Source organism: Mesorhizobium sp. WSM4308 (genome assembly GCF_002294905.1).
Classification (GTDB): Bacteria; Pseudomonadota; Alphaproteobacteria; order Rhizobiales; family Rhizobiaceae; genus Mesorhizobium.
This window is the reverse complement of the sequence record NZ_NSFW01000006.1, coordinates 1-24,696: the sequence shown is the minus strand read 5'-3', so window position 1 is coordinate 24,696 and position 24,696 is coordinate 1. Positions and strand designations below refer to the sequence as shown.

The following is a 24,696-nucleotide window of genomic DNA, read 5'->3' as shown; positions in this document are numbered from 1 at the left end:
TCCGAAGGGGCTGGCATGAAGATCCTGTGCGCCAACTGGCAAGCCGCCGATGAGGCCGAACTCGAGCGGCAGCATTATCCCGATATGGAGTTCATCCTCGCACGCTCGACCAACGACAAGGCAGCCGCACTCGATCCTGCCGTCTGCGAGGTGGTCGACGCCGTCATCAACTATTCGCCCACCCACAATGTCGCCGCCGCGCCATCGGCCTTTCCCAAGGCGCGCATAGCGGTGCGTTCCGGCGTCGGCTTCGACAACATCGATACGGCGGGCTGGGGTGCGCGGAAGATTCCGGCTTGCAACGTGCCGGACTATGGCACCACCGAGGTCGCCGATCACGCCATCGGCCTCATGCTGGCGCTGACGCGCGGCACATCGGCCTATGGCGCCGAGCTTTCCAGCTATGGCGCCGAAGGCTGGCATTTCTCCAAGGCGCCGCTGGTCCGCCGGCACAAGGGCGCCACCTTCGGCATTGTCGGTCTCGGCCGCATCGGACTTGCGACCGCCCGTCGCGCCGCCGCCTTTGATATGAAGGTGGTGTTTTACGACCCGCACCTTCTGTCCGGTGTCGACCTGTCGACCGGCTACGAACGCGTCCATTCGCTCCGTGAATTGATGGAGCGGGCGGATGTGGTGAGCGTCCACACGCCGCTCAGCGAGGAGACCCGCAAGCTGCTTGGCGCGTCCGCCTTCGCCGCCGCCAGGCCAGGCCTTGTCCTCATCAACACCGCGCGTGGTCCGATCGTCGATCTCGACGCGCTGGAAGCGGCGATTCGCGAGGGCATCGTCGCCGGCGCCGGCCTCGACGTCTTGCCGAGCGAGCCCGGCGATCTCGATCATCCGCTGCTCGCCGCCTGGCGCGCCCGCGAGCCTTGGATCGCCAATCGGCTGATCGTCACACCGCATGCCGCCTTCTACAGCCCGGCGTCGATGCGCGACCTCCGGCTGAAATCGATCGAGGTGGTCCACGCCTATCTCACCGAGGGACGGCTGACCAACTGCGTGAATTCGGAGTATCTGAAATGAACATCGCGACGGCGCAGGTCCGGGTGGCGGTTTCGCCCTATGCCCGCCGCCTGGCGCGCGAGCGTTCCCTGCCGCTCGAAACACTTCGCGGCAGCGGTCCTGGCGGGCGCATCCTGGCCGCCGATGTGCAAGGCTTCGTTCCGGTTGCCGCACCGCTCGCCTCGCCCAATGCCGTCGCCCCGGCAGCGGCCCTATCCCCGACCGCGCACCGGATCGCCGCCTTTGCCACCGCCGTTGCCCTCGGCGCGCTGCAAGACCTGCTGGCGGCGCTTGAGAGCTCGGGCCATGTGTTCGCCATCGACGACGTGCTGCTGCGTGCCGCCGGTCGAGCATTTGTCGAGATGCCGCAGGCAGCCAGGTTCGGTGGCGCTTCCGTGGCGCTGGAACTGGCAGGCCGGCAAACCGTATTCGCCATGATCCCCGAAATGGCCCTGACATCGCTGCGCGCCTTGCGGCTTGCGGCATTGGCCGACAGCCGGGATGAGACGGAAACTCCAGCGACCCTATCCCTGCGGCTGCTGCCGGCCAGCGACATCAGGCCGATGATGACGCCGCTTCTGCCGGGCCGCACCATGCGCCTGACCGTTTCGTCCGACACGCCGGGCGATCATGCCGAATGCCTGCTGACGACAGACGCGGCGAGCGTTGACGAGGCTACCGCTGCCGCATGGCTCGCGACCCTGAAATCGGCGATCGAACAGCCGCTTCGGCTCTTTGTCTGAGACGGTTGATCGTCAACAGCCTTGCCTAGCCTCGGGCGTGGGAAGCTATTATAAAAGCTTCGACACAGGCGCGACGAGGCACATGGACCACCCGACCATAGACAGTCTTCCCAGGCGCACGCTCGGCCGCGCCAACGGGCCGCTTTACCGCCAGCTCGCCGACATTTTGCGCGAGCCGATCGGCAACGGCACCTTCCCCGTCGGCGGCGAACTGCCGAAGGAAGCGACCATCGCCGAGCATTTCGGCGTCAGCCTGATCACGGTTCGCCAGGCGCTGCGCGATCTCGAGGCCGACGGGCTGATCCGCAAGCGTTCGGCCAAGCCTGCCGTGGTCGCGGCGCGCAGCCCCTCGGTCAATCTGAGCTGGAAGTTCAAGAATTTCGCCGACATGGCGGCCTTCACCAAGGATGCCGAGCTGACGGTGAAATCCTACCGCAAGGAGGTTTCGCCCGTGCTCCAGCGCCATTTCGGCATGGGCAAGGACGAGGCCGGCTATTGCCTGCGCAGCGTGCTGTCGATCGGCGAACAGCGCAAGGCGCAGATCACCACCTATTTCCCGCCCGACATCGGCGCGCGCCTGAAGCGGGAGGATTTTTCCGACGTGCTGATCTTCCGTTCGGTGCAGAAACATCTCGGCCTGCGACTCGACGTGGCGCATGTCACGGTGCGCGCCGAGATCGCCGACGAGGCGGTTGCCGCCGACCTCGGCATAACGCTCGGCAGTCCGGTGCTGACGGTAGAGATGCTCTACCAGTCGGCGGACCAGCGCAGCATCGAATTCTCGGTCGCCCGCCACCCCGCCGATATCTTCAGCATCACTTACGACGCGCCGAACGACCTGTCCTGAAGCGCGCCGGAGGCGGGATTTTCTGCTGACATCGCATAGACAGGCTCATAAAATTATAATAGCATGATAGCTAGGCTGGAGGGTCGGCCACGGGAGACGTCGCAAGAGGGGAACTCCGGCGAATTCGGCTCGTGGACGCAGCCTTTGGCAAGTCTGGGCAAATTGACAAAGGTGATTGGTACCGGTATCAATTTAGCGTCTTCATCCGACTAAGATGGCGCAGTCCATCACCGGCTGGGCAGGAAATACAGGGAGGAAGACCATGAGACTAAGGAGCTTGAGCGCCTGCTTCGTGGCGCTTGCCGGGTTCGCGGCTTCGATGGCTGCGATGCCGGGCCATACATCGACCCCGAAACCGTACACCATCTATCTCTCGAACAATTTCGTCGGCAATGACTGGCGCCAGCAGATGGAACGCGTCGCCAATGTCGCCGTCAACAAGGGGCCGCTGAAGGGCCGCGTCGACCTCAAGATCGAAAATGCCGAGAACACCGTTCAGGCTCAGATCAATTCGCTGAACAACATCATCCGTCAGAAACCGGCTGCCATCCTCATCGATGCGTCGTCGGCCGAGGCGCTCAATCCCACCATCAAGAAGGCCTGCGACGCCGGCATCATCGTCGTCAGCTTCGACCAGACCGTGTCGGCCGAATGCGCCTACAAGCTGCATTCCGACTTCGACATCATGGCCAACAACCAGGCCGAATGGATGGCCTCCATCCTTGGCGGCAAGGGCAAGGTTTTCATGGATCGCGGCCTCGCCGGCGCGCCGATCTCGGAACAGTTCGAGAAGAACTTTGGTGCCGTGCTGAAGAAATATCCCGGCATCGAGATCGTCGGCTATTTCAACGGCAATTATGCCGCCGGACCCGAGCAGGAAGGCGTGGCCAGCCTGCTTGCCGCGCATCCGGAAGTCGACGGCATCTTCTCGCAGGGCTACGGCACCGGCGCCATCAAGGCGCTGCAGAATGCCGACCGGCCGATGGTGCCGATCGTCGCCGCCGCTTTCAACGGCACCGGTGTCACCTGCGCCGAGACCAAGGGCGCCAAATGCTGGCTCGGCGCCAATCCGCCGTCGCTGTCGGCCGAAGCCATCAAGCTCGCGGTCGACATACTGGACACTGGCAAGAAGCCCGCCGACACCACCGTGCTGTTCAATTCACCCGGCCTGACCACGGATATGGTCGACGCCAAATACGCGCCGAATTCCTCGGCGGTGAAGATCGAGCTCGGCAAGACCGTATTTCCGGATCTCGCGCCAGGGCTTTCCCTGCCGGTGTCGCCGAGCTGGGTGGAGATCACCCCCAAGGAGGCCTCGGGAACCTGATTTGGTGATTGCGATGCGCCACATCAGGCGCGAAACGAAAAACGGGAGGAGAAAATCATGAAATCATTGAGCCGTAACATCGGCCTAGCAGCTTTTGCCGCCACCATGATGGCTGCCGGCATGCAGACTGGCCACGCCGAGGACAAGAAGCCCTACACCATCTATCTCTCGAACAATTTCGTGGGCAATGACTGGCGCCAGCAGATGGAGCGCGTCGCCACCGTCTCGGTCAACAAGGGACCGCTGAAGGGCCGTGTCGACCTCAAGATCGAGAATGTCGAGAACACCGTCCAGGCGCAGATCAACTCGCTGAACAACATCATCCGCCAGAAGCCGGACGCCATCCTCGTCGATGCCGGTTCGGACTCGGCCTTGAACCCGACCATCAAGAAAGCCTGCGACGCTGGCATCGTCGTCATCTCGTTCGACCAGGTGGTGACCGAACCCTGCGCTTATGCCGTTGCTTCAGACTGGGACCGCATCCCCTCCGTCATGGCCGAGTGGATGGCCACGCAGCTCGGCGGCAAGGGCAACATCATCCTCGACCGCGGCCTCGCCGGCGCGCCGATCTCGGCGCAGCTGCAGGGGGGCTATGAGAAGGTGTTGGCCAAATATCCCGACATCAAGGTCGTCGGCTACTACAACGGCAACTATGCCCTCGGACCGGAACAGTCGGGTGTCGCGGCACTGCTTGCCGCCAATCCGAAGATCGACGGCATCATGACGCAAGGCTATGGCTCGGGCGCCATCCAGGCGCTGAAGGATGCCGGCCGGCCGATCGTCCCGGTCGTCGGCTTCTCCTACAATGTCGCCGCCGTCACCTGCGCGCAGACGCAAGGCGCCAAGTGCATCCTGGGATCCAACCCGGCCTATCTCTCTTCGGAAGCGATCAAGCTGGCGGTCGACATTCTCGACACCGGCAAGAAGCCGGCCGAGCGTTCTGTCTCGGTCAAGGGCGATTTCGTCACCACCGATCCCTTCGAGTCCAAGCTCTACCCGGGCACCAAGATGATCAAGATCGCCATTGGCGAAAATGCCTTCCCGGACCAGGCGCCCGGCCTGACGCTGCCGATCACGCCCGACTGGGTCGAGATCTCCGCTGCGGAAGCCGCCGGGGCGAAGTAATATCCAGTGACCACGACCCTGTCTCCCGGCATCGCAAGATGTCGGGAGAGCTTTTCGAAGGCGCATGCATGGACCTTGTCACTGTCAACGGCCTGTCCAAACGCTATGGCGGCATTGTCGCGCTGAGCGAGGCGACATTCAGCGCCCGCGCCGGCGAGGTGCATGCCCTGCTTGGCGAGAACGGTGCGGGCAAGAGCACCTTCATCCAGATCCTGTCGGGCGCCGTGCGGCATGATGGCGGCTCGATCGTGGTTGATGGCCAGGATTATCGCCCGGCAAATCCGGATGCGGCGCAGGCACGCGGCATCGCCGCCGTCTTCCAGGAATTGTCGCTGATCCCTGATCTCAGCGTCGAACAGAACATCTGGTTTCGCCATGAGCCGCGCACGTGGCTCGGCACCGTCAATCGCACGCAGATGCGCCTCAAGACGCTGGCGCTGCTGGAAAAATACAACTTTCCGGCGCTTCGCCCGGATCAGGAGTTGCGGCGGCTGACCCTGGCCGAGCGGCAGATCGTCGAGATCGCCAAGGGCCTGGCCAAGGACCCGCGTATCCTGATCCTCGACGAGGCGACCTCGGCGCTGCCGGCACGGGAAGCCGAATGGCTGCTCAACCTTACCCGGCAGCTCGCCGCCGAGGGCAGGTTGGTCATCTTCATCTCGCACCGCATGGCCGAAGTGCGCGCCATCGCCGACCGGCTGACCATCTTCCGCAATGGCAGCACCGTCGCCGCGCATGAGGCCGATGCCGTGTCCGACAATGAGATCGTCACCCAGATGATCGGCCGCCATCTCGACCGGCTCTATCCCGAGCGTGTGTCCACCGCGACCGATCGCATCGCTCTCGGGGTAAAGGGGTTTTCGAGCGGCAGCCGGCTTTCCGGCGTCGACTTCGCGCTGCGCGAGGGCGAGGTACTCGGCGTTGGCGGTTTGCAAGGCCATGGCCAGCGCGAACTGTTTCAGGCGCTGTTCGGCGCCACCAAGGCGAGCGGCTCGATCGAACTGTGGGGCAAGCCGGTCTCGATCGGCAATCCGCGCCAGGCGCTGACCGGCAAGGACGGCATCGCGCTGGTGCCGGAGGACCGGCGCGGCCAGGGCCTGCTTTTGACCAAGAGCGTGCGCGAGAATTTGACGCTGTCGGTCATCAAGCGCTTCACCGAAAACGGCTTGCTCAGCCGGCAAAAGGAAGCAGCGCTCGTCAAGGAAATGGTCGATTTCCTGCGTATCAAGGCCGGCACGCCGGAACAGCTTGCCGGCACCCTGTCTGGAGGCAACCAGCAGAAAGTCATCTTCGGCAAGATGCTTTTGACGCAGGCGCGCGTGCTGTTGCTCTACGATCCGACGCGCGGCGTCGATGTCGGCACCAAGGGCGAGATCTTCCAGCTGATGCGCGACCTCGCCGCCAAGGGCTATGCGATCCTGTTCCATTCCAGCGACATGCCGGAACTCGTCCATGTCGCCGACCGCGTGCTGGTGATGCGCAACGGCCGCATTGCCGCGACGCTGGAGGGGGTTCACATTTCGGAGGAGGAAATCCTGCGCGCCGCCATGCTTGAAACCAGGGCGGCCTGAATCATGGTGATGTCCGTGCAGCAGACCGTGGAGATGGCGCAGAGGCCGGCAAAGACGAGGCCCACCAAGCCGGCCATCGACTGGCGCGGCCGCTTGCTCGACCGGGCGCCGTTCCTGGTCGCCTGCCTGATGCTGGCCTTGATTGTGGGCATCTATGGCAGCCTGCAATCCGGCGTTTTCTCGCTGGACGAGCTCAACCTCGACACGGCGGCGGCGATGACGCTGATGCTGGCGGCGACCGGGCAGACCATCGTGCTGCTGCGCGGCGGCATCGACCTGTCGATCGGCGGCATGATCAGCCTCGGCACGGTGATCGCCGCGACGCGCTTTACCGACGATGCGTCGACCACGGCACTTTGGGCGCTGATCATCCTGGCGCTCGGTTTCCTGATCGGCGCACTCAACGGCCTGCTGATCTCGCTGCTCAAGCTGCAGCCTTTCCTGGTCACGCTCGCCACCTGGTCGATCCTCAACGGCATCGCCATGATTATCCTGCCGACCGATGGCGGCAGCATTCCCTCATGGTGGGTCGGCTTCGCTTCCGCACAGCTCCTCGGCCTGACCAACCCTGTCTGGATGCTGCTGGCGCTGCTGTTATTCTGGTGGTGGTTCCGGGCGACGCGGGTCGGCATCGCCATCCAGGCGACCGGCTCCAACGAAAAGTCGGCCTTCCTGTCCGGCGTCTCGATCGCAAGGGTCAACCTCGTCACCTACGGCCTGTCCGGCCTGTTCGCGGCCGGTGCGGCGCTGTTCCTGGTGACGCAGACCGGCGCCGGTTCGCCCACCATCGGCAAGGATTATATCCTTCCCTCTGTGGCGGCGGCGGTCATCGGCGGCGTCAGCCTGTTCGGCGGACGCGGCCATCTCGCCGGCACGCTGATCGGCGCCTTCGTGCTCACCCTGATCGGCAATCTGGTCTTCGTCCTGCATGTGTCGAGCTATTGGCAGCCGGTCGCCTCCGGCGTCATCCTGCTGCTCTCGGTGCTGGCCAGTTCCGTCGCCGAGAAAGCTGCAAGGAACCGTGCCCAATGAGCGCTTTCCTCGCCCGCAACCGCCTCATCGTGCTCGCCTATGCCGGCATGCTGGCGCTGCTCCTGGTCACGGCGCTGTTCTCGCCGGGATTCCTGTCGGTCTCCAACATGCGCTCCACCGTCGTGCTGGCCGCCTTCGTCGGCATCGTCGCGCTCGGCCAGACCTTCGTCATCATCGGCGGCGGCATCGACCTGTCGGTGCCCTGGGTGCTGAATTCGGCCGCAATCATCATGGCGCTGCTGTGCGGCGGGCAGGATCTGCCGCTGGTCTGGGTCATGCCGCTGCTGCTTGCCGGCGGCGCCTTCATCGGCCTCATCAACGGCATCGGCGTTGCCCAGTTCGGCGTGCCGCCGATCATCATGACGCTGGCCACGAACGTGATCCTGCAAGGCCTGATCCTGGTGCTGACCGGCGGTTCGCCCACGCCATCGGCGCCGGCCCTGATCCAGTTCCTGTCGGTGGGGCGGCTCAGTGGTTTTCCGGTCATCGCGCTGATCTGGCTGGCGCTGACGCTGGTGGCGACGCTGCTGCTCTCCAAGGCGGCGTTCGGCCGCCATCTCTACGCGCTCGGCACCAGCGCCACGGTCGCCGAATTCTCCGGCGTGCCGACCGCGCGCACCACCATCCTCACCTATGTCATCTCGGGCCTCACAGCCGCTTTCGCCGGCATGCTCTTGACCGGCTATTCTGGCCAGGCCTATCTCGGCATGGGCGACGCCTATCTGTTCACCTCGATCGCGGCGGTGGCCATCGGCGGCGCCTCCATCCTCGGCGGCAGCGGCCATTATCTGGGCACCGTCGCCGGCGCCATGGTGCTCACCATCCTCACTGGTCTTTTGCCGGCGCTGAACCTGTCGAGCGGCGCGCTGCTCATCGTCTACGGCGCGGTGATCCTGCTCACGGTCTCGATCGGCAGCGAGACCTTCGCCGGCCTCGGCGGCAGGCTGCGGAGAAAAGAGGGCTGACCATGGTCGAAATCACTTGCGTCGTCGATGCCAGGGCCGAACTCGGCGAAGGCACGCTCTGGGATCCCAAGGCCGGCGTGCTGTGGTGGATCGACATCTGGAAGAAGCTGATCCATCGCTACGACCCAGCGACCGGCAAGGACGAGACCTTCGAGACACCGGAATATCTCGGCTGCCTCGGCCTGCGCGAGAAGGGCGGCCTTGTGCTGACCATGGCCAATGGCTTTCACTTCTTCGACCCGGCGACCGGCACGTTCGCGGCGATCGTTGACCCGGAATCGCATATGCCGAATACCCGTTTCAACGATGGCAAGCCGGATCGCCAGGGCCGCTTCTGGTCGGGTTCGATGTTCGAGGTGCCGGGTCAGCCGATCGAATTCATCGGCGCGCTCTACCGGCTCGATCCTGATCTGTCGGTGCACAAGATGATCGACGGCATCGGCTGCTCCAACGGGCTCGCCTGGAGCCCGGATTCCAAGACCATGTATTTCTCCGACAGCCATGCCGGCGCGGTGTGGGCCTATGATTTCGATGCCGCCACCGGCGATATCGAGAATCGCCGAACGTTCATCGACATGACGATGACCGGCGGCGTCGCCGACGGCGCCACCGTCGATGCCGAGGGCTGCTACTGGGTGACCATCCCGGTGACCAGCAAGGTCTGCCGATACGATCCTGATGGCGAATTGATGCAGACCGTGGTTCTGCCGACCGACCTGCCGACGTGCTGCGAATTCGGCGGCAAGGATCTCGACATCCTCTATGTCACCTCGGCCGTGCTCAGGCGCCCGGCAAGCCACTTCGTCCGCCAGAAGAATCCGGGCGGATTGTTCGCGCTCGATGTCGGCGTCAAGGGCCTGACCCTGCCGGCGTTCAAGGGATAGCCAGTGTACCTCGAACATCGTTTCGCTATCGAAACGATGTCTGAAGTAGGCCATGCGTGCCGTCTTTATCGTTTGACCGCACGTGCCGCGCGGCGAACGCTTTGCAGCAGGATGGCGAGGCAGCCGACCAGCAGCAGCGCGCCGCCGAGCAGCGGCGGCAGGGCCAGCAGCTTCACCGCCGCCGCGACGGCGGCCACCAGCATCAGTGCCAGCAGCGCCAGATTGCCGTCATCGACGAACATGCCGAGGAATTCCCTGGCAACAAGGCGGATGACGCTCATCGGGCGAACCCTCCGGCTGATACGGTATAGGTGCCGCGCAGCCAGCGCACCATGGCAAAGGACGCCAGCGCGACGATGGCGAAGATGGCGAGCAGAGCGAGATCGGCGCCCGGCCAGTCGGCGCCGATGCCTTCGCCGGTCCAGAAGATGCCGAAGCTGGTCAGCATCAGCCCGACCACGAATTTCAGCGCATTCTCCGGCACGCGCGCCAGCGGCCGGTGCACCGCCAGGCCGATAAGCATCACCAGGACGAAGGCTGCCAGCGCGCCCAGGCTGGCGTAGAGCGTCTGCCCATGGGCGGCGCCGACGGCAATGACGATGAACACCACCTCGACACCCTCGAGCAGCACCGCCTTGAACGAGGCCAGGCCGGCGAGGTGGTCGGCGCGGCGGTCATTGGCCTGCTGGGTGAGGGCGGCGGTCTCCTTGGAAAAGGCCGCGTCCTCGTCATGCAGCGCGATGACGCCGACGCTGCGCAGGATCGCCTTTCGCAGCCAACGCATGCCGAACAGGATCAGCAGCACCCCGACGACGAACTGCAGCGTGGTGATCGGCACCAGCGCCAGCAGCGGTCCGAATGCCAGCACCAGCGCCGCCAGCAACGCCAGCGCCAAGGCGGCGCCCGTCAGCGCCGGGCGCCAGCTGCGCGTCACGCCGACCGCAAGCACGATGGTGAAGGCTTCGACGACCTCGACGAAGGAGGCGAGAAATGCCGCCGTGACCGTCGGGAGGATGGGCGTCAGCGTCTGCATCAAAGCTTCCTGTCCTGTCTCGTTCGCCACGGGTTCTCTGAGCGGGTGGAATCACTTCTATGGTCAGCACCACATAGCGCTCCGGAAGCCGCGGGAAAGCAAGTGAGCGCCCTGGGCGGCGCTTGGGGCCAATCGAGCCGCGGATACCGGGGCTGCGGGACGCACGCCTAAATCAGATCATGCCCGACATGTCGGAGAAGGCCATTGCCTTGCGCAGCAGCTCGGCGAAGCGCTCGCCGGCCACTTCGCGCGGGCCGCTATTGTCGATCGTGGTCACGCCGGGGCCGGTCAGGGTCACATTGGCGCTGCGCGCCAGGCGCGCCAGCACTTCGCCGCGCGACTCGCGGCCGCGCATCGCCAGCCGCGAGGCCAGCACGTCAGGCGAAGCAGTGATCTCGACAATGGCCAGATTGGCATAGCGCTCGCGCAAGGTGGGAATGATCGCACGCGACACGTTCGCCACCGCCACATGGCCATTGGCGACCGACCAGTCGACATCGGCAGGCAGGCCGTAGCGCAAGCCATGCGCTTCCCAGGAAATGGCGAAGGCGCCGTCGGCCTCGGCCTCGACGAAGGCGGCGTCGGCCAGCGTGTCGTGATCCTCGCTCGCCGCATCGCTCGGCCGGGTGATGACGCGGCGCACGAACTCCAGCCGGGTCTCATCGGCGAAGAGGGTACGGGCGTAGCCGATCACCGTGTCCTTGCCGGCGCCGCTTGGCCCGACGACGGCGACAAAGACGCCATGACGGACGGGGAACGTTTCAGCGGACAATTCACGCTCGATCAAGGCCGACACCATCATGCGACCCGGCGCCCTTGCCGCCAGACGGTGCGCACCACTGGAACATGGTCATCGACACGCACGCGCACCAGGTCGGCGCGGCGGCCTTGCTCTATGATACCGCGGTCGGTCAGGCCAACGGCCTCGGCCGGGTTCTTCGACACCATGGCGACCGCCTGCGGCAGCGAAATGCCTTCGACCATGTCGCCGAGGAAGAAGGCCGACTGGATCAGGCTGAAGGGAATATAGTCTGATGACAAGATGTCGAGCAGGCCGTCGCCGGCCAGCGTGCGCGCCGAGACATTGCCCGAATGCGAGGCGCCGCGCATGACGTTCGGCGCACCCATCAGAACGCCCAGGCCCGCGGCCTTCGAAGCGCGCGCCGCTTCCTCGGTGGTCGGAAACTCGGCAACGCGCACGCCCTGCTCGATCGCCTCGTCGACATGGCCCGAAGTGGCGTCGTCATGGCTGGCGAGCACGATGCCGCGCTCATGGCAGGCAGCCGCGATCACCGCGCGGTTCGGCGCCGAATAGCGCGCCGATTCCGCCATCCGCTTCTCGCAGAACAATTGGAAGTCGCGATCGGTCAGCTTCAGCTTGCGCTGGTAGTAGTAGGCATAGGTTTCGAGATTGACGAACTGACGCTGGCCGGGCGCATGATCCATCAGCGAAGCCAGCTTGACCCGGTCGTCCCGGTCGAAATTGGCGAAGGCCTGCAGGCAATCCGGCGCCGAAACCTCGCAGCGCAGATGCAGGAAGTGATCGGCCCGCAGACGATCCTGCGCGACGCTGTCCTCGATGGCATCGGCCAGCTTGCGGATATCGGCCAAGGTGAGGTCGGCGTCCTCGTCCATGCCGACGCGCAAGGCGTCGAGCACGGTGGTGATGCCGGCCGTCGCCACCTGCGCGTCATGGGCAAGCACCGCGGCGATCGGGTTCCAGCGCACCTTCGGCCGGGGTGCGTAATGGCCTTCCAGGTGGTCGGTGTGCAGCTCGACCAGCCCGGGAATGACATAGTCGCCGCCCATGTCCTCGCCGGCCATGTTCCCGCTGGTGTGGCTGCTGCCGGCATCGATGTCGGCGATAAAGCCGTCACGCAGCACCAGCGACCCCTCGACGATCTCGTCGGCAAGCACGATGCGGGCGTTGGAAAGAACGGTCTCGGCGGTCATTTCGGGCAGTCCTTTGGTTCTTCGAGCAGGGCTGTTCAGGCGGTTTTCCTTGCCGGGCGGCGTCCCAGCGCGTGCTGTGAAAGCACCATGAACGGCGCGCCCGGTTCGGGTTCGACAAACAGCGTCAGCGCGTCGACCAGCACCGGCTGCCGCAGCACATCCGCGAACAGGCTGTCGATTGCTGCGCGCAAACGAGGGCTTTCCTGTGGCCCGGCGCGGCCCGACAGCGTCATGTGGAAGCGGAAGGTCTCGAAGACATAGGGATAGCCCCATTGGCAGAGATTGCGGAACTCGGCCGGCTTCAGCGAATCCGGGCTGCGCCGCTCGATCTCGGCCTCGGTCAGCGGCGCGCGGAACCGGTCGAAATCGCGCACCACCTCGTCGGCGAAACGGTTGAGCGGCGGCAGCGGCCCCTCCGGCACCAGCGCGAAGAAGCTGTCGATCTGGCTGACGACGAGACGCGGGATCGTCACAACGGGCGTCGCTTCGGCAAATTGGTCGAGCCCCGCGCGCAGCGAAGCCTCGGTCTCGTTGGCGGCCAGGCGGAAGGGTGCCTTCAGCGTCGCGTGGAAGCCATAGCGGCGGGCCGAGGCGGTGTGGAAGGCAACTTCCGCCGCCGACAAATCGGCCACGGCCTCAACCGGCCTTGTCGCCGCGCCGAACGGGTCACAGCCCAGCCAGTTGGCGGCGATCCGCGCCAGCGGTTCGTCCTGCCGGGGGGTGAAATAGATGGCATAACGCATCAAAAATCCTCGTCAGACCGCTGCCATAAGTGATTTCCATGACGGATTGACGAAGCTTTGCAGGGTTTTCGAAGGCAAATCACCCCAATAGGTCCTTAGCCGACGATTTTTCCGAGCTGGATCAACAGGTTCAGGAGGAATCTCGGACCGGTCAGGCCTTCATCAACCATTCGTGCTCGGGCGCATTGTGGAATTTCCACGTCCGCCTCGGTCCGGCCATGACGTTGAGGTAATAGAGGTCGTAGCCATGGCAGGCGGCGCAGGGGTGATACCCCTTGGGCACCAGCACGACATCGCCATCCTCGATCGCCATGGCTTCGTCGAGCGCGCGATGGCCATCCTTGTCGGCATCGGTGTAGACGCGCTGGAAGGCAAAGCCCTGCGGCGGGTTGAGGCGGTGGTAGTAGGTCTCCTCGAGATAGGATTCGGCGGGCAGATTGTCCTGGTCATGCTTGTGTGGCGGATAGCTCGACGTGTGGCCGCCGGGCGTGATGACCTCGACCACCAGCAGCGAATCGGCCGGCTTGCCTTCCGGCAGGATGTTGGTGACGTAGCGCGTGTTGGTGCCCTTGCCGCGCACCTCCTGGCCGAGATCGTCCGGCCCGATCACCCGAACCGGCAGGCCGCCGCCGAGGCCGGGCGCCGAGCAGACGGCGAGTTCGAGATCGGTGTCAGCCGTCACCGACCAGTCCGATCCCTCCGGCACATAGACCGACCAAGGCTTGCCCTCGAAGGGCGACATGCGCTCGCCGAGCAGGCCGAGATCCTTGCCGTCGGCTTTCGCTGTGCCCTTGCCGGTGACGTAGACCAGGCAGACTTCGCGGTCTTCCGTCTTTCCCGAGGCGCTTTCGCCGGGTTGCAGCCGATGCAGGTCGAAACCGACATAAGTCCAGCCGGCGCTTTTCGGCGTCACATGGGCAACGCGGCCATGGCCCTTGTCGGCTTTGACGAGCAGCTTGGACATCGGGTTACTCCTTCGGTTCGGACTCGGCCGTCGCCTTGTTCTCGTCGGCCGGCTTGTACAGATAAAAAAACTGCCAGACGGCATAGCCGGCGAAGCCGAGCGCGATGGTGCCCCAGAATGGCGTGCCGGTGGCGAACTCGATGATCGACCAGATGACGCAGACCGCGACGACGGCGACACGCCGCCACAACGGGCGGAAGAAGGGGTGCTCGGAATCTTTCATCGGGCCAATCTACAGCAACCTGCCTCGCCGTGAACCCGTCGCGTCAGGCATTCGGAAAACCCTGGGTTTCGACCGTGTAGCCGGCCGCCGTCATCACCCGCATCAGCTCCTTGTGGCCGACCTGCGCCATCTTGAGCGGCGGGTTCTTCTTCGGGTCCTGCTCTGCCTCGACCACGAACCAGCCTTCATAGCCATGGTCGGCGAAGCGCTGCACGATGGCGCCGAAGTCGAGCGAGCCGTCGCCTGGCACGGTGAAGGCGCCGAGCGCCACGGCGTCGAGGAAGGACTGTTTCGTGCGGTCGAGCTTGTCGATCACGGCCATGCGCACATCCTTCACATGCACATGGCTGATGCGCTTGTGGTGGTTGTCGATGGCGCGCAGCACATCGCCGCCGGCGAAGGCCAGGTGGCCGGCATCGAGCAGCAGCGGAATGCCTTCGCCGGAATGGCGCATGAAGGCGTCGAGTTCCGGCTCGGTCTCGACCACAGCCGCCATGTGATGGTGGTAGGACAGCGGCATGCCTTGTTCGGCGCACCATTCGCCGAATTCGGTCAGGCGCCTTGCATAGGCCTTCATCTCGTCGCCTGAAAGTTTCGGCTTGGTGGCCAGCGGCTTCGAGCGGTCGCCCTGGATCGAGCGGCCGACCTCGCCATAGACGATGCAAGGCGCGTTGACCGCCTTGAACAGCTCGATCATCGGCTGGATGCGATCCTTGTTCTTGCTCATATCCTCATCGACCAGCGTGCCGGAAAACCAGCCGCCGCACAGCGTCACGTCGGCGGCTTTGAGGATCGGCAGCATGACGGCGGGGTCGTTGGGAAAACGCCGCCCCATCTCCATGCCGGTGAAACCGGCCGAGCGCGACTGCCGCAGGCACTCCTCCAGCGACACGTCATCGCTGAGTTCCGCAAGATCGTCGTTCCACCACGCTATGGGGGACATGCCCAGTTTGGCTTTCAAGTCGTCACTCCGGTTTAGAACAGTTCATTCTTGGGCCGCCGGCGCTGCCCCTCATCCGCCTGCCGGCACCTTCTCCCCGTATGGGGACGGGAAGAAGGGGGGGGAGCTGCATCAATCGCCGACGCTCTGCATCTGGCGCTTTTCGTCATAGGCCTTGCGCGCCGCGTTGACCTGCGGCCGCGCGGAGACTTCCGGCACCGCCACATCCCACCAATGGCCTCCGGCGTCGGTGGAGACCAGCGGGTCGGTGTCGATGACCAGCACCGTGGTGCGGTCGTTCGTCTTCGCCTTCTGCAGGGCGTTTTCCAGGCCGGCGATCGACGGCACTTTCTCGGCAATTGCGCCCATGCTCGCCGCATGCGCGGCGAAGTCGATGTCGGGCAGGATTTCGTGGCGCGAATCCTTCAGGAGATTGTTGAAGTTGGCGCCGCCGGTCGCCATCTGCAGCCGGTTGATGCAGCCATAGCCTCGGTTGTCGAGCAGCACGATAGTCAGCTTCAAACCGAGCATCACCGAGGTGGCGATCTCGGAATTCAGCATCAGATAGGAGCCGTCGCCAATCATGACGACCACCTCTTCGCCGGGTTTCGCCATCTTGGTGCCGAGCCCGCCGGCAATCTCGTAGCCCATCGTCGAGAAGCCGTATTCGGCGTGGTAGGAGCCGGGCGCGCCGGCCTGCCAAAGCTTGTGCAATTCGCCGGGCAGACCGCCGGCTGCATGCAACAAGGTCACGCCAGAGCCCATGGCCCGCTGCACGGCGCCGATCACTTGCGCGTCGGACGGGAAGGCGGCGTTGGTCGAGGCCGTCACCTTGGCCGCGTCGGCCTGCCAGGCCTTCTTGCCGGTGGCCGCATTGTCGGTCCAGGCGGCAGGCGCCTTCCAGCCCTTCAGCGCGGCACCGAGTTCGGCGAGCCCCTCGGCCGCATCGGCGACCAGTGGCAGGGCGCGGTGCTTGCCGGCGTCGAAAGGTTGGACGTTGAGCCCGATGATGGTCTTGCCGGAATTCTTGAACAGCGCCCATGAGCCGGTGGTGAAGTCCTGCAGGCGCGTGCCGATGGCGAGCACGACATCGGCTTCTTCAGCCAGCCGGTTGGCCGCCGAGGTGCCGGTGACGCCAACCGCCGCCATGTTGAGCGGATGATCGTCCGGCAGCGAGGATTTGCCGCCTTGTGTCTCGCAGACCGGAATACCGGCGCCCTCGGCGAATTTGGCCAGCGCATCGGAGGCCTGCGAATAGAGAACGCCGCCGCCGGCGATCACCAGCGGCTTCTTGGCGCCCTTGAGTGCCGCCACAGCGGCGGCAAGCTCGTGGCGGTCCGGGCGTGGCCGGCGCTGGTGCCAGACCCGTTCGGCGAAGAAGCTCTCGGGATAGTCATAGGCTTCGGCCTGCACATCCTGGCAGAGCGACAGCGTCACCGGACCGCAATCGGCCGGATCGGTCAGCACCTGCATGGCGCGGTTCAGCGCCGGGATGATCTGCTCGGGCCGGGTGATGCGATCGAAATAGCGCGAGACCGGACGGAAGCAGTCATTGACCGTCGCCGTGCCGTCGGAAAAATCCTCGGCCTGCTGCAGAACCGGATCGGGAATGCGGTTGGCGAAGACGTCGCCGGGCAAAAACAGGACAGGCAACCTGTTTACATGCGCAAGTGCGGCAGCCGTCACCATGTTGAGCGCGCCGGGACCGATCGAAGAGGTCGCCGCCATGAAGCGGCTGCGGAAATTGGCCTTGGCATAGGCGATCGCCGCATGCGCCATCGCCTGTTCATTATGGGCGCGGAAGGTCGGCAATTCGTCGCGAACCTGATAGAGCGCCTCGCCTATGCCAGCGACATTGCCGTGGCCGAAGATCGCCCACACGCCACCGAAGATCGGCGTTTTCTTGCCGTCGATCTCGGTCATCTGGCGGGACAGGAAGCGGGTCAGCGCCTGCGCCATCGTCAGGCGGATTGTCTTGCTCATGGTGTTTTCCTCCGCAGTCCCAATGCCGCGCCTCCTTATGCCGCCTTGCGGCCGCGCGCGGCAAGCCACGCCTCGGTCAACTGTTCGAAGCGCGAGGCCATGTCGGCGACAGCCTCGTCATCCGACATCCTGCCGGCCAGCCACTCCTCAGCCGCATGGACGAAGATGGTGCGGCCGACGGCGAAACCCTTGACGATCGGCGCCTTGGCGGTGGCGGCGAAAGCTGCCTCCAACTCGTCCTGCGGCGCTTCCAGGCCAAGCAGCACGATGCCACGGCACCACGGATCATGCTTCAGGATCACCGCTTCGATCCTCGCCCAGGCGCCGCTCGACGCCTGCGGCTCGAGCTTCCACCAGTCCGGCTTGATGCCGAGCGCATAGAGCTCTTCCAGCGCGCGCGGAATGGTCGTGTCGTCGAGCTTGCCGTGCTTGCCGGCGATGATCTCGATGAGAAGTTCCCGGCCGACTTTCCGCGCCGCCTCGAACAGCGCGCGCAATTTCTGCTGCTGTTCTTCCTTCAAGGCCGCCGGATCGTCGGGATGGTAGAAGCACAGGCACTTGATGCAGTGATCGACCGGCCATTCCACCAACTGCGAGCCGATATCCTGCGAGAATTCGAAGCGCAGCGGCCGCGAGCCCGGCAATTCGACAGGACGGCCGAGCCAGGCGAAGGGATGCCCGGCGAATTCGAACATCGCCTCGCGGCCATGTTTCTCGTCGATCAGCATGCCGTAGCCGTCACGGCCGGCAGCGACCTTCGCCGCTGCCTTGACCGCCAGCACCTTGAAATCGCGGATGCGCGCCGGATCGGCACCGGCCTTCGCCGCCACGTCCTCGAGCTGCACGCGGTGGTCGCAGGCGAGCGCCATCAGCGACGGGATGTCGCGCCGCCGGGTGGTTGCCCAATGGATATGGTTGATCGCCTCGTCCTTGCGCAGCGCCCTGTATTTGCTGCCGTTCTTGAGGAAGAACTGCAGCTCCTCGAAGGTCGGATATTCCGGCGCGCACAGCAGCCGCGACACGGCGAATGCGCCGCAGGCATTGGCCCAGGTCGCTGCCGTCGCATGGTCTTCGCCACCCAGCCAGCCGCGCAGGAAGCCGGACATGAAGGCGTCGCCGGCGCCCAGCACATTGTAGATCTCGATCGGAAAACCCTTGCCGACGACACCGTCTTCCAGATCGTCGCTGATCGGTCCGTCATAGACGATGCAGCCCATGGCGCCGCGTTTCAGCACGATGGTGGCCGACGACAGCGCGCGGATCGTCTTCAGCGCGCTCAGGCAGTCGTCGGCGCCCGAGGCGATCATGATCTCTTCCTCGGTGCCGACGATGAGATCGCAATCGGGCAGAACCGTCTTCAGCTGGGCCGAGACCCGGTCCGATTTGACGTAGCGCTCGAAGCCTTCGGCATGGCCGGCGAGGCCCCACAGATTGGGCCGATAGTCGATGTCGAAGACAACCTTGCCGCCCTTGGCTTTCATGATGCGGATCGCCTTGCGCTGGGCGGCGTCGCTGTTGGGGCGCGAAAAATGCGTGCCGGTGACGACGATCGAACGCGCCGAAGAGATAAACGCCTCGTCAATGTCTTCCGGCGCCAGCGCCATGTCGGCGCAGTCCGAACGGTAGAAGATCATCGGCGAAACGCCTTCGCTCTCGACCGAAAGCAGCACTAGGGCGGTCAGCCGCTCCTTGTCGGTCTTCAGCCCGTCGGTGTTGACGCCTTCACGCTTCAGCTGTTCGCGGATGAAGCGGCCCATCTGCTCGTCGCCGACACGCGTCAGCAGCGCCGAACGCAAGCCGAGCCGCGCCGTGCCGACCGAAATGTTGGCCGGGCAGCCACCGACCGACTTGGCGAAGGAGGTGATGTCCTCCAGCCGCGAGCCGATCTGCTGGCCATAGAGGTCGACGGAAGCGCGACCGATGGTGATGACGTCGAGCGGCACCTGTTTGGCGTCCACGGCTTCGCTCATTGGATCCTCCCGTCAGTCTTGTTGTCAGGAACAACATTGTTTGGGTAACACGCGCGAGCGGCAGCGTGGTGCCGGGAATATGAAATAATAATTCCAATCCATAGTCAATATGGAATGAGCATTCCTTCGTCTAAAATTGCCTGCCCATGATCCCGAACCAAGGGACCGCGTAAGCGAAAAGTGGCTGCCGGTTTTCGGAAAAGATCATGGTCAAACAAGAAGGGTGCCCGATCAGCCTTTGCGCTTGCGGCCCATATCGCGCCGCTTCTCGCCGACGCCGACGGTCAGCGCCATGGCCAGCGCCATCGTCGCCGACAGCGAACGGAAGCCGGCGAAATCCGCCTCGGCAACCTCGAACCAGACCCTGGCGAACTGGGCGAGTGGCGAAAACGAGCTGTCGGTGATGGCGACGATCGGCACGCCCTGTTCGGAAATGGTGCGGGCTTCCTCGATGGTGGCCGGCGCATACGGCGAGAAGGAGATGGCGATGACGGCGTCCGCCGGCGTGGCGAAGGCGATCATCTCGGCGTTCAGGCCGGCGGCCGATTCGATCAACTGGTTGCGGATTTTCAGCTTGCCCAGCGCATAGGCGATATAGGTCGCCACCGGATAGGAGCGCCGCTTGGCCAAGACATAGATGGTCTGCGCCTTTGCCAGCAGCGAAATCGCGTCTTCCAGATGCGCGTCATCCAGCGTACGCGAAATGTCGTCGAGCGAGGTGCTGGCGGCGGCGACGAATCCGTCGAAGATCGCCCGGTGGCCGGCGCCACCCTCGGCCTTGGCGCGCAGCGCCTGCAGCCGCTCGTCATAGGATGAGTTGCGCTCGCGAAGCCGCTCGCGGAACACCTGCTGCAGGCTGGTGAAGCCGTCGAAACCGAGCTGCTGGGCAAAGCGGATCAGGGTTGAGGGCTGCACGCCGGCCGAGGCGGCGATGCTGGCGGCGGTGCCAAAGGCGATGTCGTCGGGATTGTCGAGCGCGTAGGCGGCGATCTGGGCGATGCGCTTCGGCAGGCTTTCGCGCCGGTCGAGGATGGTGGCGCGCAGCGTCTCGAAGTCGCGAGGTATCCGTTCGTCCATCGTCGGCCCGTCCAAGCTCATCCGTGAAGCGTCCTCTCTGCCCCATCATAGCGAGCCTGCGCAAGAACGCCATAAAAAATGAGGCAGACATTCCATTCTTGGAGAAAATGGACTAATTCATCCACGCAGTGCTTCAGGCAGCGGAGGAAACGGAAAATGGTCGGCGTCGGTCTTATCGGCACGGGTTTCATGGGCAAATGTCACGCCATCGCGTGGAGTGCCGTCGGCGCCGTCTTTCCGGATGTGGCCAAGCCCAGGCTCGTCCATCTCGGCGAGGTCAATGAGGAGCTTGCCCGGCGCAAGGCCGGCGAATTCGGCTTTGCCAAGGCCTCAGGCAACTGGCGCGCCGTCGTCAACGATCCCGAGGTCGATATCGTCTCGCTGACCACGCCCAACCAGTTCCATCCGGAAATGGCCATCGCCATCCTCCAGGCCGGCAAGCATCTGTGGTGCGAAAAGCCGATGGCGCCGAGCTTTGCCGAAGCCGAGGCGATGGCGGCAGCGGCCAAGACATCAGGCAAGGTCGCCGCGCTGGGCTACAACTATATCCAGAGCCCGGCCATCCGTCACATCGGCGCGCTGCTCCACGAGAACATCATCGGCGAGGTCAACCATCTGCGCATCGAGATGGATGAGGATTTCATGGCCGATCCCGAGGCACTGTTCTTCTGGAAGCACGAGGCCGCTTCCGGCTATGGCGCGCTCGACGATTTCGCCGTGCATCCGCTGTCGCTGGTCTCGGTGCTGTTCGGCCGCGTCGCCACCGTCATCTGCGACATGGCCAAGCCCTATGCCGACCGCAAGCTCGCGACAGGCGGACGCCGCGCGGTCGAGACCTATGATATAGCCAGCGTCCTGATGCATCTGGAAAACGGCATTGCCGGCACGCTGCAGGTCAATCGCTCGGCCTGGGGCCGCAAGGGCCGCATCGCCATCCAGATCTTCGGCTCGAAGGGCTCGATCCTGTTCGACCAGGAGCGGATGAACGAATTGCAGCTCTATCTCACCGCGGACCGCCCGACCGAACAGGGCTACCGCACCATCCTGGTGGCACCGCACCACAAGCCCTACGACGCCTTCCTGCCGGCGCCCGGCCATGGCCTGGGCTTCAACGACCTCAAGATCATCGAGTGCCACGAATTGCTGACGCGGCTTGCCGGCAGGCCGGCGCGCCTCATCGAATTCGCCGAGGGACTGGAGATCGAGCGCACCGTGCATGCCATGGCACGCTCCTTTGAGGACAAGCGCTGGGTGGATGTGCGGTAGCTCCCTCTCGCCTTACCCGCCGACAGCCGGGGTCTCCCAGCCGTCCACCCAGATCTGTCGCAACCGATCGCCTTCGCCCTTGAACCGCAACCCGGTCGGCTGGCAATCCTCGATGCGGTCGCTGCGGAAATTGCGGATCGCCTGACGCAACTCGCACCAGGCGACGATGTTGGCGGTTTCGGCGTAGTAGATTAGCGCGATCGGGCGGATCAGGCGCTCGGAGGCGCGGCCAAGTTCGTCGCGGTAGGAGAGATCGAGCTTCTCCTCGTCGCGGATGGCGCGCCGCACCAGCGCCAGGTTGATCGTGCCGGCCGAGGGCGCGGCAAAACCCCAGGCATGCAGTGCATTGGCTTCGAAGGTCTGGCGCAGCGGCGGCGGCACCGCGCCGGCGATCTTGCTGCTGACGCGCTTGGCCGCCTGCTTGAGCTCGTCGTCGCCCGTGCGCTCCAGCAGCGCCAGCGACAGCACGATCGCCTCCATCTCCTCGATCGAGAACATCAGCGGCGGCAGGTCGAAACCGGGGCGCAAGATATAGCCGATGCCGCGCCCGCCTTCGATCGGCACGCGCATCGCCTGAAGTGCGGCGATGTCGCGATAGATCGATCGGATCGTCACTTCCAAATGCTCGGCGATCATGGCGGCCGTCACCGGCTGCCGCGCCAGCCGCAGGATCTGGATGATCTCGAACAGGCGTGACGCCTTGCGCATTTTCCTCACCACGTTCCGGCCGCAACTGACACACCATTGTCAGTTGGGTCGACCTATAGGACTGCCTATCGAATTGAAAATCAACAGGTTCCGCTGCGGCTTGGTGGGACAAGGCGACAGGCAACTGACATGGGTTACGCGGAAAATCTCTGGCTTTTCTTTATCCTGCTGTTCGGCATCATCGCCGTTCCGGGCATGGACATGCTGTTCGTCTTGGCCAATGCACTGACCGGCGGCCGCGACAGGGGCCTGGCCGCGACCGGCGGCATCATGGTCGGCGGCATGGTGCACACGCTGAACGGGGCGATTGGCGTTGGCCTTCTCATGCATTTCGTGCCGATCCTGTTCAAGCCGCTGCTGATTGCCGGCGCCGCCTACATGGCCTTCATCGGCATCACGCTGATGCGCAGCTCCATAACCGTCGGTCATGACGGGCCTGTCGGCAGCCGCTCGGCGTGGAAGGCGTTTCGCCAGGGGCTGGTGACTTGCCTGATCAACCCGAAGGCCTATCTGTTCGTGCTTGCCGTCTATCCGCAGTTCCTCAAGCCGGACTACGGCCCGATCTGGGTGCAGGCGACCGTGATGGGGTTGATGACGGTGCTGACGCAGGCCGCGATCTATGGTGGGCTTGCCATCACCGCCGGGCGCAGCCGCAAGCTTCTGATCGCCAATCCGCGGGCGACCATTCTTGCCGGCCGCGCGGCCGGGCTGTTGCTCTTTGCGGTCTCGGTGTTCACCGCCTGGGAAGGGCTGAGGGCGGCGTAATCTGCCCTTTGTTGGAGCATGATCTCTGGACAAACGGAAACCGTTTGTCCGAGAAAACCGGTTTCCACTTTTCGGGATCATGCTCCAGCGCCGCCCCTCCCACATCGTCATCGGATCAGGCGGCGCCCTGCCGGCTTTCCAGCATGGCGCGGCGTGCCGACCGGCGCCACTCGACGGCACCGGCAAGGCCGTGCAGCACGGTCTCGGTGGTCGCCCAGTCGATGCAGCCATCGGTGATGCTCTGGCCATAGACCAGCGGCTTGCCGGGCACCACGTCCTGCCGGCCGGCGACGAGATTGCTCTCGATCATCAGGCCGATAATGCGCTCGTCGCCCGCCGCCACCTGGCCGGCCACATCGGCCGCCACCTTCGGCTGGTTCTCCGGCTTCTTGGCCGAGTTGGCGTGGCTGACGTCGATCATCAGCCGCGGCGCGACACCGATGCGGGCGAGTTCGACCGAGGCCGCCTCGACGCTCGCCGCGTCATAGTTGGGCTGGACGCCGCCGCGCAGGATGACGTGGCAGTCCTCATTGCCTGTGGTCGTGGCGATGCCGCTGCGTCCGCCCTTGGTCACCGCCATGAAATGATGTGGCTGGGCGGCCGATTTCACCGCCTCCCCGGCGATCCTGAGATTGCCGTCGGTGCCGTTCTTGAAGCCGACCGGGCAAGACAGGCCCGAGGCCAGCTCGCGGTGGATCTGGCTCTCGGTCGTGCGCGCGCCGATGGCGCCCCAGGCGACGAGGTCGGCAATGTATTGCGGCGTGGTCATGTCGAGGAATTCGGTCGCCGCCGGCAGGCCGAGATTGTTGACGGCCGACAGCACATTGCGCGCCATCCGCAGCCCTTTGTCGATGTTGAAGCTGCCGTCGAGGTCGGGATCGTTGATCAGGCCCTTCCAGCCGACCGTTGTGCGCGGCTTCTCGAAATACACCCGCATGACGATCTCGAGCCGGTCGGACAGGGTCTCGCGCAGCGCCGCCAGACGGCTGGCATAGTCAACGGCCGCGACCGGATCGTGGATCGAACAAGGTCCGACGACGACAAGCAACCGGTCGTCGGTGCCGTTCAGAATAGCATGGATGGCGTTGCGCGAGGCGCTCACGGTGCGCGTCGCCGTCAGCGTGCGCGGGATCTCCCGCATCACCTGGTCCGGCGTGCTCAGTTCTCGGATTTCCTTGACCCGGAGGTCGTCTGTGGTGGTCAACACGGCTTTCTGCTCCTGTTAGGAGACCTGCCGGCTGAAACAAAAAAGCCGCCAGGTCTGGCGGCTGTTCGGATCTTGTTGCTGCAATCTTCAGATCGAGCGCAATCCTCCCGCCGCCAGCGAGCTGCTAAAGTACCAATAGGTGGCGGACAGGTGGACCATGCGGCTCATATAGTCGAAGCCGGGGCGTTTGTCACGTCCCCTTGACGACGGTCAATCCCGAAGGTCGAAGTCCCCGATTTCGTCATCAACTCTGAGGAATGGCGGCGTCCCTGAGCCTAGCGTTTAAGGTGACGACGATCTTTCGCATGACGGCAGCGATGGCCACCATTGGCTTTTTGCCGTTGGTGATGAGGCGTTTGTAGAAG

General features: G+C 64.5%; 24 protein-coding genes and 1 pseudogene. 11 read left to right on the top strand and 14 right to left on the bottom strand.

The window, feature by feature from the left end; translation table 11 throughout:
* The first annotated feature begins 15 nt into the window (after positions 1-15).
* The 9 genes from CK227_RS12530 to CK227_RS12490 all read left to right on the top strand — a co-directional run bounded on the left by CK227_RS12530 (position 16) and on the right by CK227_RS12490 (position 9,499).
* Complete coding sequence (locus CK227_RS12530) at positions 16-1,026, top strand: C-terminal binding protein (RefSeq protein WP_095773143.1); 1,011 nt, start codon at positions 16-18, stop codon at positions 1,024-1,026.
* Entirely contained in the window at positions 1,023-1,748 is a 726-nt protein-coding gene (locus CK227_RS12525) for an E3 binding domain-containing protein (protein WP_095773142.1), read from the top strand. Before CK227_RS12530 ends, CK227_RS12525 begins: the two co-directional genes overlap by 4 nt.
* Before the next feature lie 82 nt (positions 1,749-1,830).
* Complete coding sequence (locus tag CK227_RS12520) at positions 1,831-2,595, top strand: GntR family transcriptional regulator (RefSeq protein WP_095773141.1); 765 nt, start codon at positions 1,831-1,833, stop codon at positions 2,593-2,595.
* Between the two features lie 262 nt (positions 2,596-2,857).
* A complete protein-coding gene (locus CK227_RS12515) occupies positions 2,858-3,922 on the top strand; it encodes a substrate-binding domain-containing protein (RefSeq protein WP_245318131.1) in 1,065 nt (354 codons plus the stop codon).
* Positions 3,923-3,979: 57 nt separating this feature from the next.
* On the top strand, positions 3,980-5,047 hold the full coding sequence (locus tag CK227_RS12510; RefSeq protein ID WP_095773140.1) for a substrate-binding domain-containing protein: 1,068 nt from the start codon (positions 3,980-3,982) through the stop codon (positions 5,045-5,047).
* Between the two features lie 68 nt (positions 5,048-5,115).
* Positions 5,116-6,618 (top strand): sugar ABC transporter ATP-binding protein, encoded by a 1,503-nt coding sequence (locus CK227_RS12505; protein ID WP_245318130.1) that lies wholly within the window; start codon positions 5,116-5,118, stop codon positions 6,616-6,618.
* Positions 6,619-6,627: 9 nt separating this feature from the next.
* Positions 6,628-7,650, top strand: a complete 1,023-nt coding sequence (locus tag CK227_RS12500) for an ABC transporter permease (protein ID WP_245433479.1) — start codon at positions 6,628-6,630, stop codon at positions 7,648-7,650.
* Positions 7,647-8,615 (top strand): ABC transporter permease, encoded by a 969-nt coding sequence (locus tag CK227_RS12495; protein ID WP_095773137.1) that lies wholly within the window; start codon positions 7,647-7,649, stop codon positions 8,613-8,615. The genes CK227_RS12500 and CK227_RS12495 overlap by 4 nt, the downstream gene beginning before the upstream one ends.
* Before the next feature lie 2 nt (positions 8,616-8,617).
* Positions 8,618-9,499, top strand: coding sequence for an SMP-30/gluconolactonase/LRE family protein (locus tag CK227_RS12490; RefSeq protein WP_095773136.1), 882 nt, complete (start codon positions 8,618-8,620; stop codon positions 9,497-9,499).
* 65 nt (positions 9,500-9,564) lie between these two features.
* On the opposite strand, the gene CK227_RS12485 is transcribed toward CK227_RS12490, so the two are convergent.
* The 11 genes from CK227_RS12485 to CK227_RS12435 form a co-directional block, all read right to left on the bottom strand.
* Positions 9,565-9,780, bottom strand: coding sequence for a hypothetical protein (locus CK227_RS12485; RefSeq protein ID WP_095773135.1), 216 nt, complete (start codon positions 9,778-9,780; stop codon positions 9,565-9,567).
* Positions 9,777-10,532, bottom strand: a complete 756-nt coding sequence (locus CK227_RS12480) for a COG4280 domain-containing protein (protein ID WP_095773134.1) — start codon at positions 10,530-10,532, stop codon at positions 9,777-9,779. The genes CK227_RS12485 and CK227_RS12480 overlap by 4 nt, the downstream gene beginning before the upstream one ends.
* A gap of 172 nt (positions 10,533-10,704) precedes the next feature.
* The gene (phnN, locus tag CK227_RS12475) at positions 10,705-11,334 is read right to left on the bottom strand and encodes a phosphonate metabolism protein/1,5-bisphosphokinase (PRPP-forming) PhnN (protein ID WP_179296439.1); all 630 of its coding nucleotides are present in this window, start codon (positions 11,332-11,334) and stop codon (positions 10,705-10,707) included.
* A complete protein-coding gene (locus CK227_RS12470; RefSeq protein WP_095773133.1) occupies positions 11,331-12,485 on the bottom strand; it encodes an alpha-D-ribose 1-methylphosphonate 5-triphosphate diphosphatase in 1,155 nt (384 codons plus the stop codon). Before CK227_RS12470 ends, phnN begins: the two co-directional genes overlap by 4 nt.
* 35 nt (positions 12,486-12,520) lie before the next feature.
* Positions 12,521-13,228: a DUF1045 domain-containing protein gene (locus CK227_RS12465; RefSeq protein ID WP_095773132.1), complete on the bottom strand. Its 708-nt coding sequence runs from the start codon at positions 13,226-13,228 to the stop codon at positions 12,521-12,523.
* A 151-nt stretch (positions 13,229-13,379) separates the two neighbouring features.
* Positions 13,380-14,192 carry a 5-deoxy-glucuronate isomerase gene (gene iolB, locus CK227_RS12460; protein WP_095773131.1) on the bottom strand — a complete coding sequence of 271 codons (813 nt, stop codon included), beginning with the start codon at positions 14,190-14,192 and terminating at the stop codon, positions 13,380-13,382.
* Between the two features lie 4 nt (positions 14,193-14,196).
* Entirely contained in the window at positions 14,197-14,415 is a 219-nt protein-coding gene (locus CK227_RS12455; RefSeq protein WP_010912852.1) for a hypothetical protein, read from the bottom strand.
* A gap of 43 nt (positions 14,416-14,458) precedes the next feature.
* Positions 14,459-15,376 (bottom strand): myo-inosose-2 dehydratase, encoded by a 918-nt coding sequence (iolE, locus tag CK227_RS12450; RefSeq protein WP_095773130.1) that lies wholly within the window; start codon positions 15,374-15,376, stop codon positions 14,459-14,461.
* Positions 15,377-15,487: 111 nt separating this feature from the next.
* A complete protein-coding gene (gene iolD, locus CK227_RS12445; RefSeq protein WP_095773129.1) occupies positions 15,488-17,338 on the bottom strand; it encodes a 3D-(3,5/4)-trihydroxycyclohexane-1,2-dione acylhydrolase (decyclizing) in 1,851 nt (616 codons plus the stop codon).
* 35 nt (positions 17,339-17,373) lie between these two features.
* Positions 17,374-19,308, bottom strand: a complete 1,935-nt coding sequence (gene iolC, locus CK227_RS12440; protein WP_095773128.1) for a 5-dehydro-2-deoxygluconokinase — start codon at positions 19,306-19,308, stop codon at positions 17,374-17,376.
* Positions 19,309-19,539: 231 nt separating this feature from the next.
* Positions 19,540-20,385 carry a MurR/RpiR family transcriptional regulator gene (locus CK227_RS12435; RefSeq protein ID WP_179296099.1) on the bottom strand — a complete coding sequence of 282 codons (846 nt, stop codon included), beginning with the start codon at positions 20,383-20,385 and terminating at the stop codon, positions 19,540-19,542.
* Between the two features lie 156 nt (positions 20,386-20,541).
* Between CK227_RS12435 and CK227_RS12430 the strand changes: the two genes are divergently transcribed.
* A complete protein-coding gene (locus CK227_RS12430; protein WP_095773126.1) occupies positions 20,542-21,651 on the top strand; it encodes a Gfo/Idh/MocA family oxidoreductase in 1,110 nt (369 codons plus the stop codon).
* A 12-nt stretch (positions 21,652-21,663) separates the two neighbouring features.
* Here CK227_RS12430 and CK227_RS12425 read toward each other — a convergent pair whose 3' ends face one another.
* A complete protein-coding gene (locus CK227_RS12425; RefSeq protein ID WP_095773125.1) occupies positions 21,664-22,359 on the bottom strand; it encodes a YafY family protein in 696 nt (231 codons plus the stop codon).
* A gap of 129 nt (positions 22,360-22,488) precedes the next feature.
* On the opposite strand from CK227_RS12425, the gene CK227_RS12420 reads away from it, so the two are divergent.
* Positions 22,489-23,124, top strand: a complete 636-nt coding sequence (locus CK227_RS12420; protein WP_095773124.1) for a LysE family translocator — start codon at positions 22,489-22,491, stop codon at positions 23,122-23,124.
* A gap of 115 nt (positions 23,125-23,239) precedes the next feature.
* Here the strand turns inward: CK227_RS12420 and CK227_RS12415 are convergent, their stop codons facing one another.
* Together CK227_RS12415 and CK227_RS37220 are read right to left on the bottom strand one after the other, a co-directional pair.
* Positions 23,240-24,331 carry a 3-deoxy-7-phosphoheptulonate synthase gene (locus CK227_RS12415; protein ID WP_010912860.1) on the bottom strand — a complete coding sequence of 364 codons (1,092 nt, stop codon included), beginning with the start codon at positions 24,329-24,331 and terminating at the stop codon, positions 23,240-23,242.
* A 244-nt stretch (positions 24,332-24,575) separates the two neighbouring features.
* A pseudogene (locus CK227_RS37220) lies at positions 24,576-24,696 on the bottom strand (IS110 family transposase); the annotation flags it as partial.

Bases quoted from the DNA above. Each gene is read 5' to 3' on its own strand.
- iolB (WP_095773131.1), bottom strand. From the start codon at position 14,192: ATGTCCAAGCTGCTCGTCAAAGCCGACAAGGGCCATGGCCGCGTTGCC.
- CK227_RS12515 (WP_245318131.1), top strand. From the start codon at position 2,858: ATGAGACTAAGGAGCTTGAGCGCCTGCTTCGTGGCGCTTGCCGGGTTC.
- CK227_RS12530 (WP_095773143.1), top strand. From the start codon at position 16: ATGAAGATCCTGTGCGCCAACTGGCAAGCCGCCGATGAGGCCGAACTC.
- CK227_RS12490 (WP_095773136.1), top strand. From the start codon at position 8,618: ATGGTCGAAATCACTTGCGTCGTCGATGCCAGGGCCGAACTCGGCGAA.
- CK227_RS12435 (WP_179296099.1), bottom strand. From the start codon at position 20,385: ATGGACGAACGGATACCTCGCGACTTCGAGACGCTGCGCGCCACCATC.
- CK227_RS12480 (WP_095773134.1), bottom strand. From the start codon at position 10,532: ATGCAGACGCTGACGCCCATCCTCCCGACGGTCACGGCGGCATTTCTC.
- CK227_RS12455 (WP_010912852.1), bottom strand. From the start codon at position 14,415: ATGAAAGATTCCGAGCACCCCTTCTTCCGCCCGTTGTGGCGGCGTGTC.
- CK227_RS12470 (WP_095773133.1), bottom strand. From the start codon at position 12,485: ATGACCGCCGAGACCGTTCTTTCCAACGCCCGCATCGTGCTTGCCGAC.
- CK227_RS12520 (WP_095773141.1), top strand. From the start codon at position 1,831: ATGGACCACCCGACCATAGACAGTCTTCCCAGGCGCACGCTCGGCCGC.
- CK227_RS12425 (WP_095773125.1), bottom strand. From the start codon at position 22,359: ATGCGCAAGGCGTCACGCCTGTTCGAGATCATCCAGATCCTGCGGCTG.
- iolC (WP_095773128.1), bottom strand. From the start codon at position 19,308: ATGAGCGAAGCCGTGGACGCCAAACAGGTGCCGCTCGACGTCATCACC.
- phnN (WP_179296439.1), bottom strand. From the start codon at position 11,334: ATGATGGTGTCGGCCTTGATCGAGCGTGAATTGTCCGCTGAAACGTTC.
- CK227_RS12420 (WP_095773124.1), top strand. From the start codon at position 22,489: ATGGGTTACGCGGAAAATCTCTGGCTTTTCTTTATCCTGCTGTTCGGC.
- CK227_RS12505 (WP_245318130.1), top strand. From the start codon at position 5,116: ATGGACCTTGTCACTGTCAACGGCCTGTCCAAACGCTATGGCGGCATT.
- CK227_RS12430 (WP_095773126.1), top strand. From the start codon at position 20,542: ATGGTCGGCGTCGGTCTTATCGGCACGGGTTTCATGGGCAAATGTCAC.
- CK227_RS12500 (WP_245433479.1), top strand. From the start codon at position 6,628: ATGTCCGTGCAGCAGACCGTGGAGATGGCGCAGAGGCCGGCAAAGACG.
- CK227_RS12485 (WP_095773135.1), bottom strand. From the start codon at position 9,780: ATGAGCGTCATCCGCCTTGTTGCCAGGGAATTCCTCGGCATGTTCGTC.
- CK227_RS12525 (WP_095773142.1), top strand. From the start codon at position 1,023: ATGAACATCGCGACGGCGCAGGTCCGGGTGGCGGTTTCGCCCTATGCC.
- CK227_RS12510 (WP_095773140.1), top strand. From the start codon at position 3,980: ATGAAATCATTGAGCCGTAACATCGGCCTAGCAGCTTTTGCCGCCACC.
- CK227_RS12495 (WP_095773137.1), top strand. From the start codon at position 7,647: ATGAGCGCTTTCCTCGCCCGCAACCGCCTCATCGTGCTCGCCTATGCC.
- CK227_RS12465 (WP_095773132.1), bottom strand. From the start codon at position 13,228: ATGCGTTATGCCATCTATTTCACCCCCCGGCAGGACGAACCGCTGGCG.
- iolD (WP_095773129.1), bottom strand. From the start codon at position 17,338: ATGAGCAAGACAATCCGCCTGACGATGGCGCAGGCGCTGACCCGCTTC.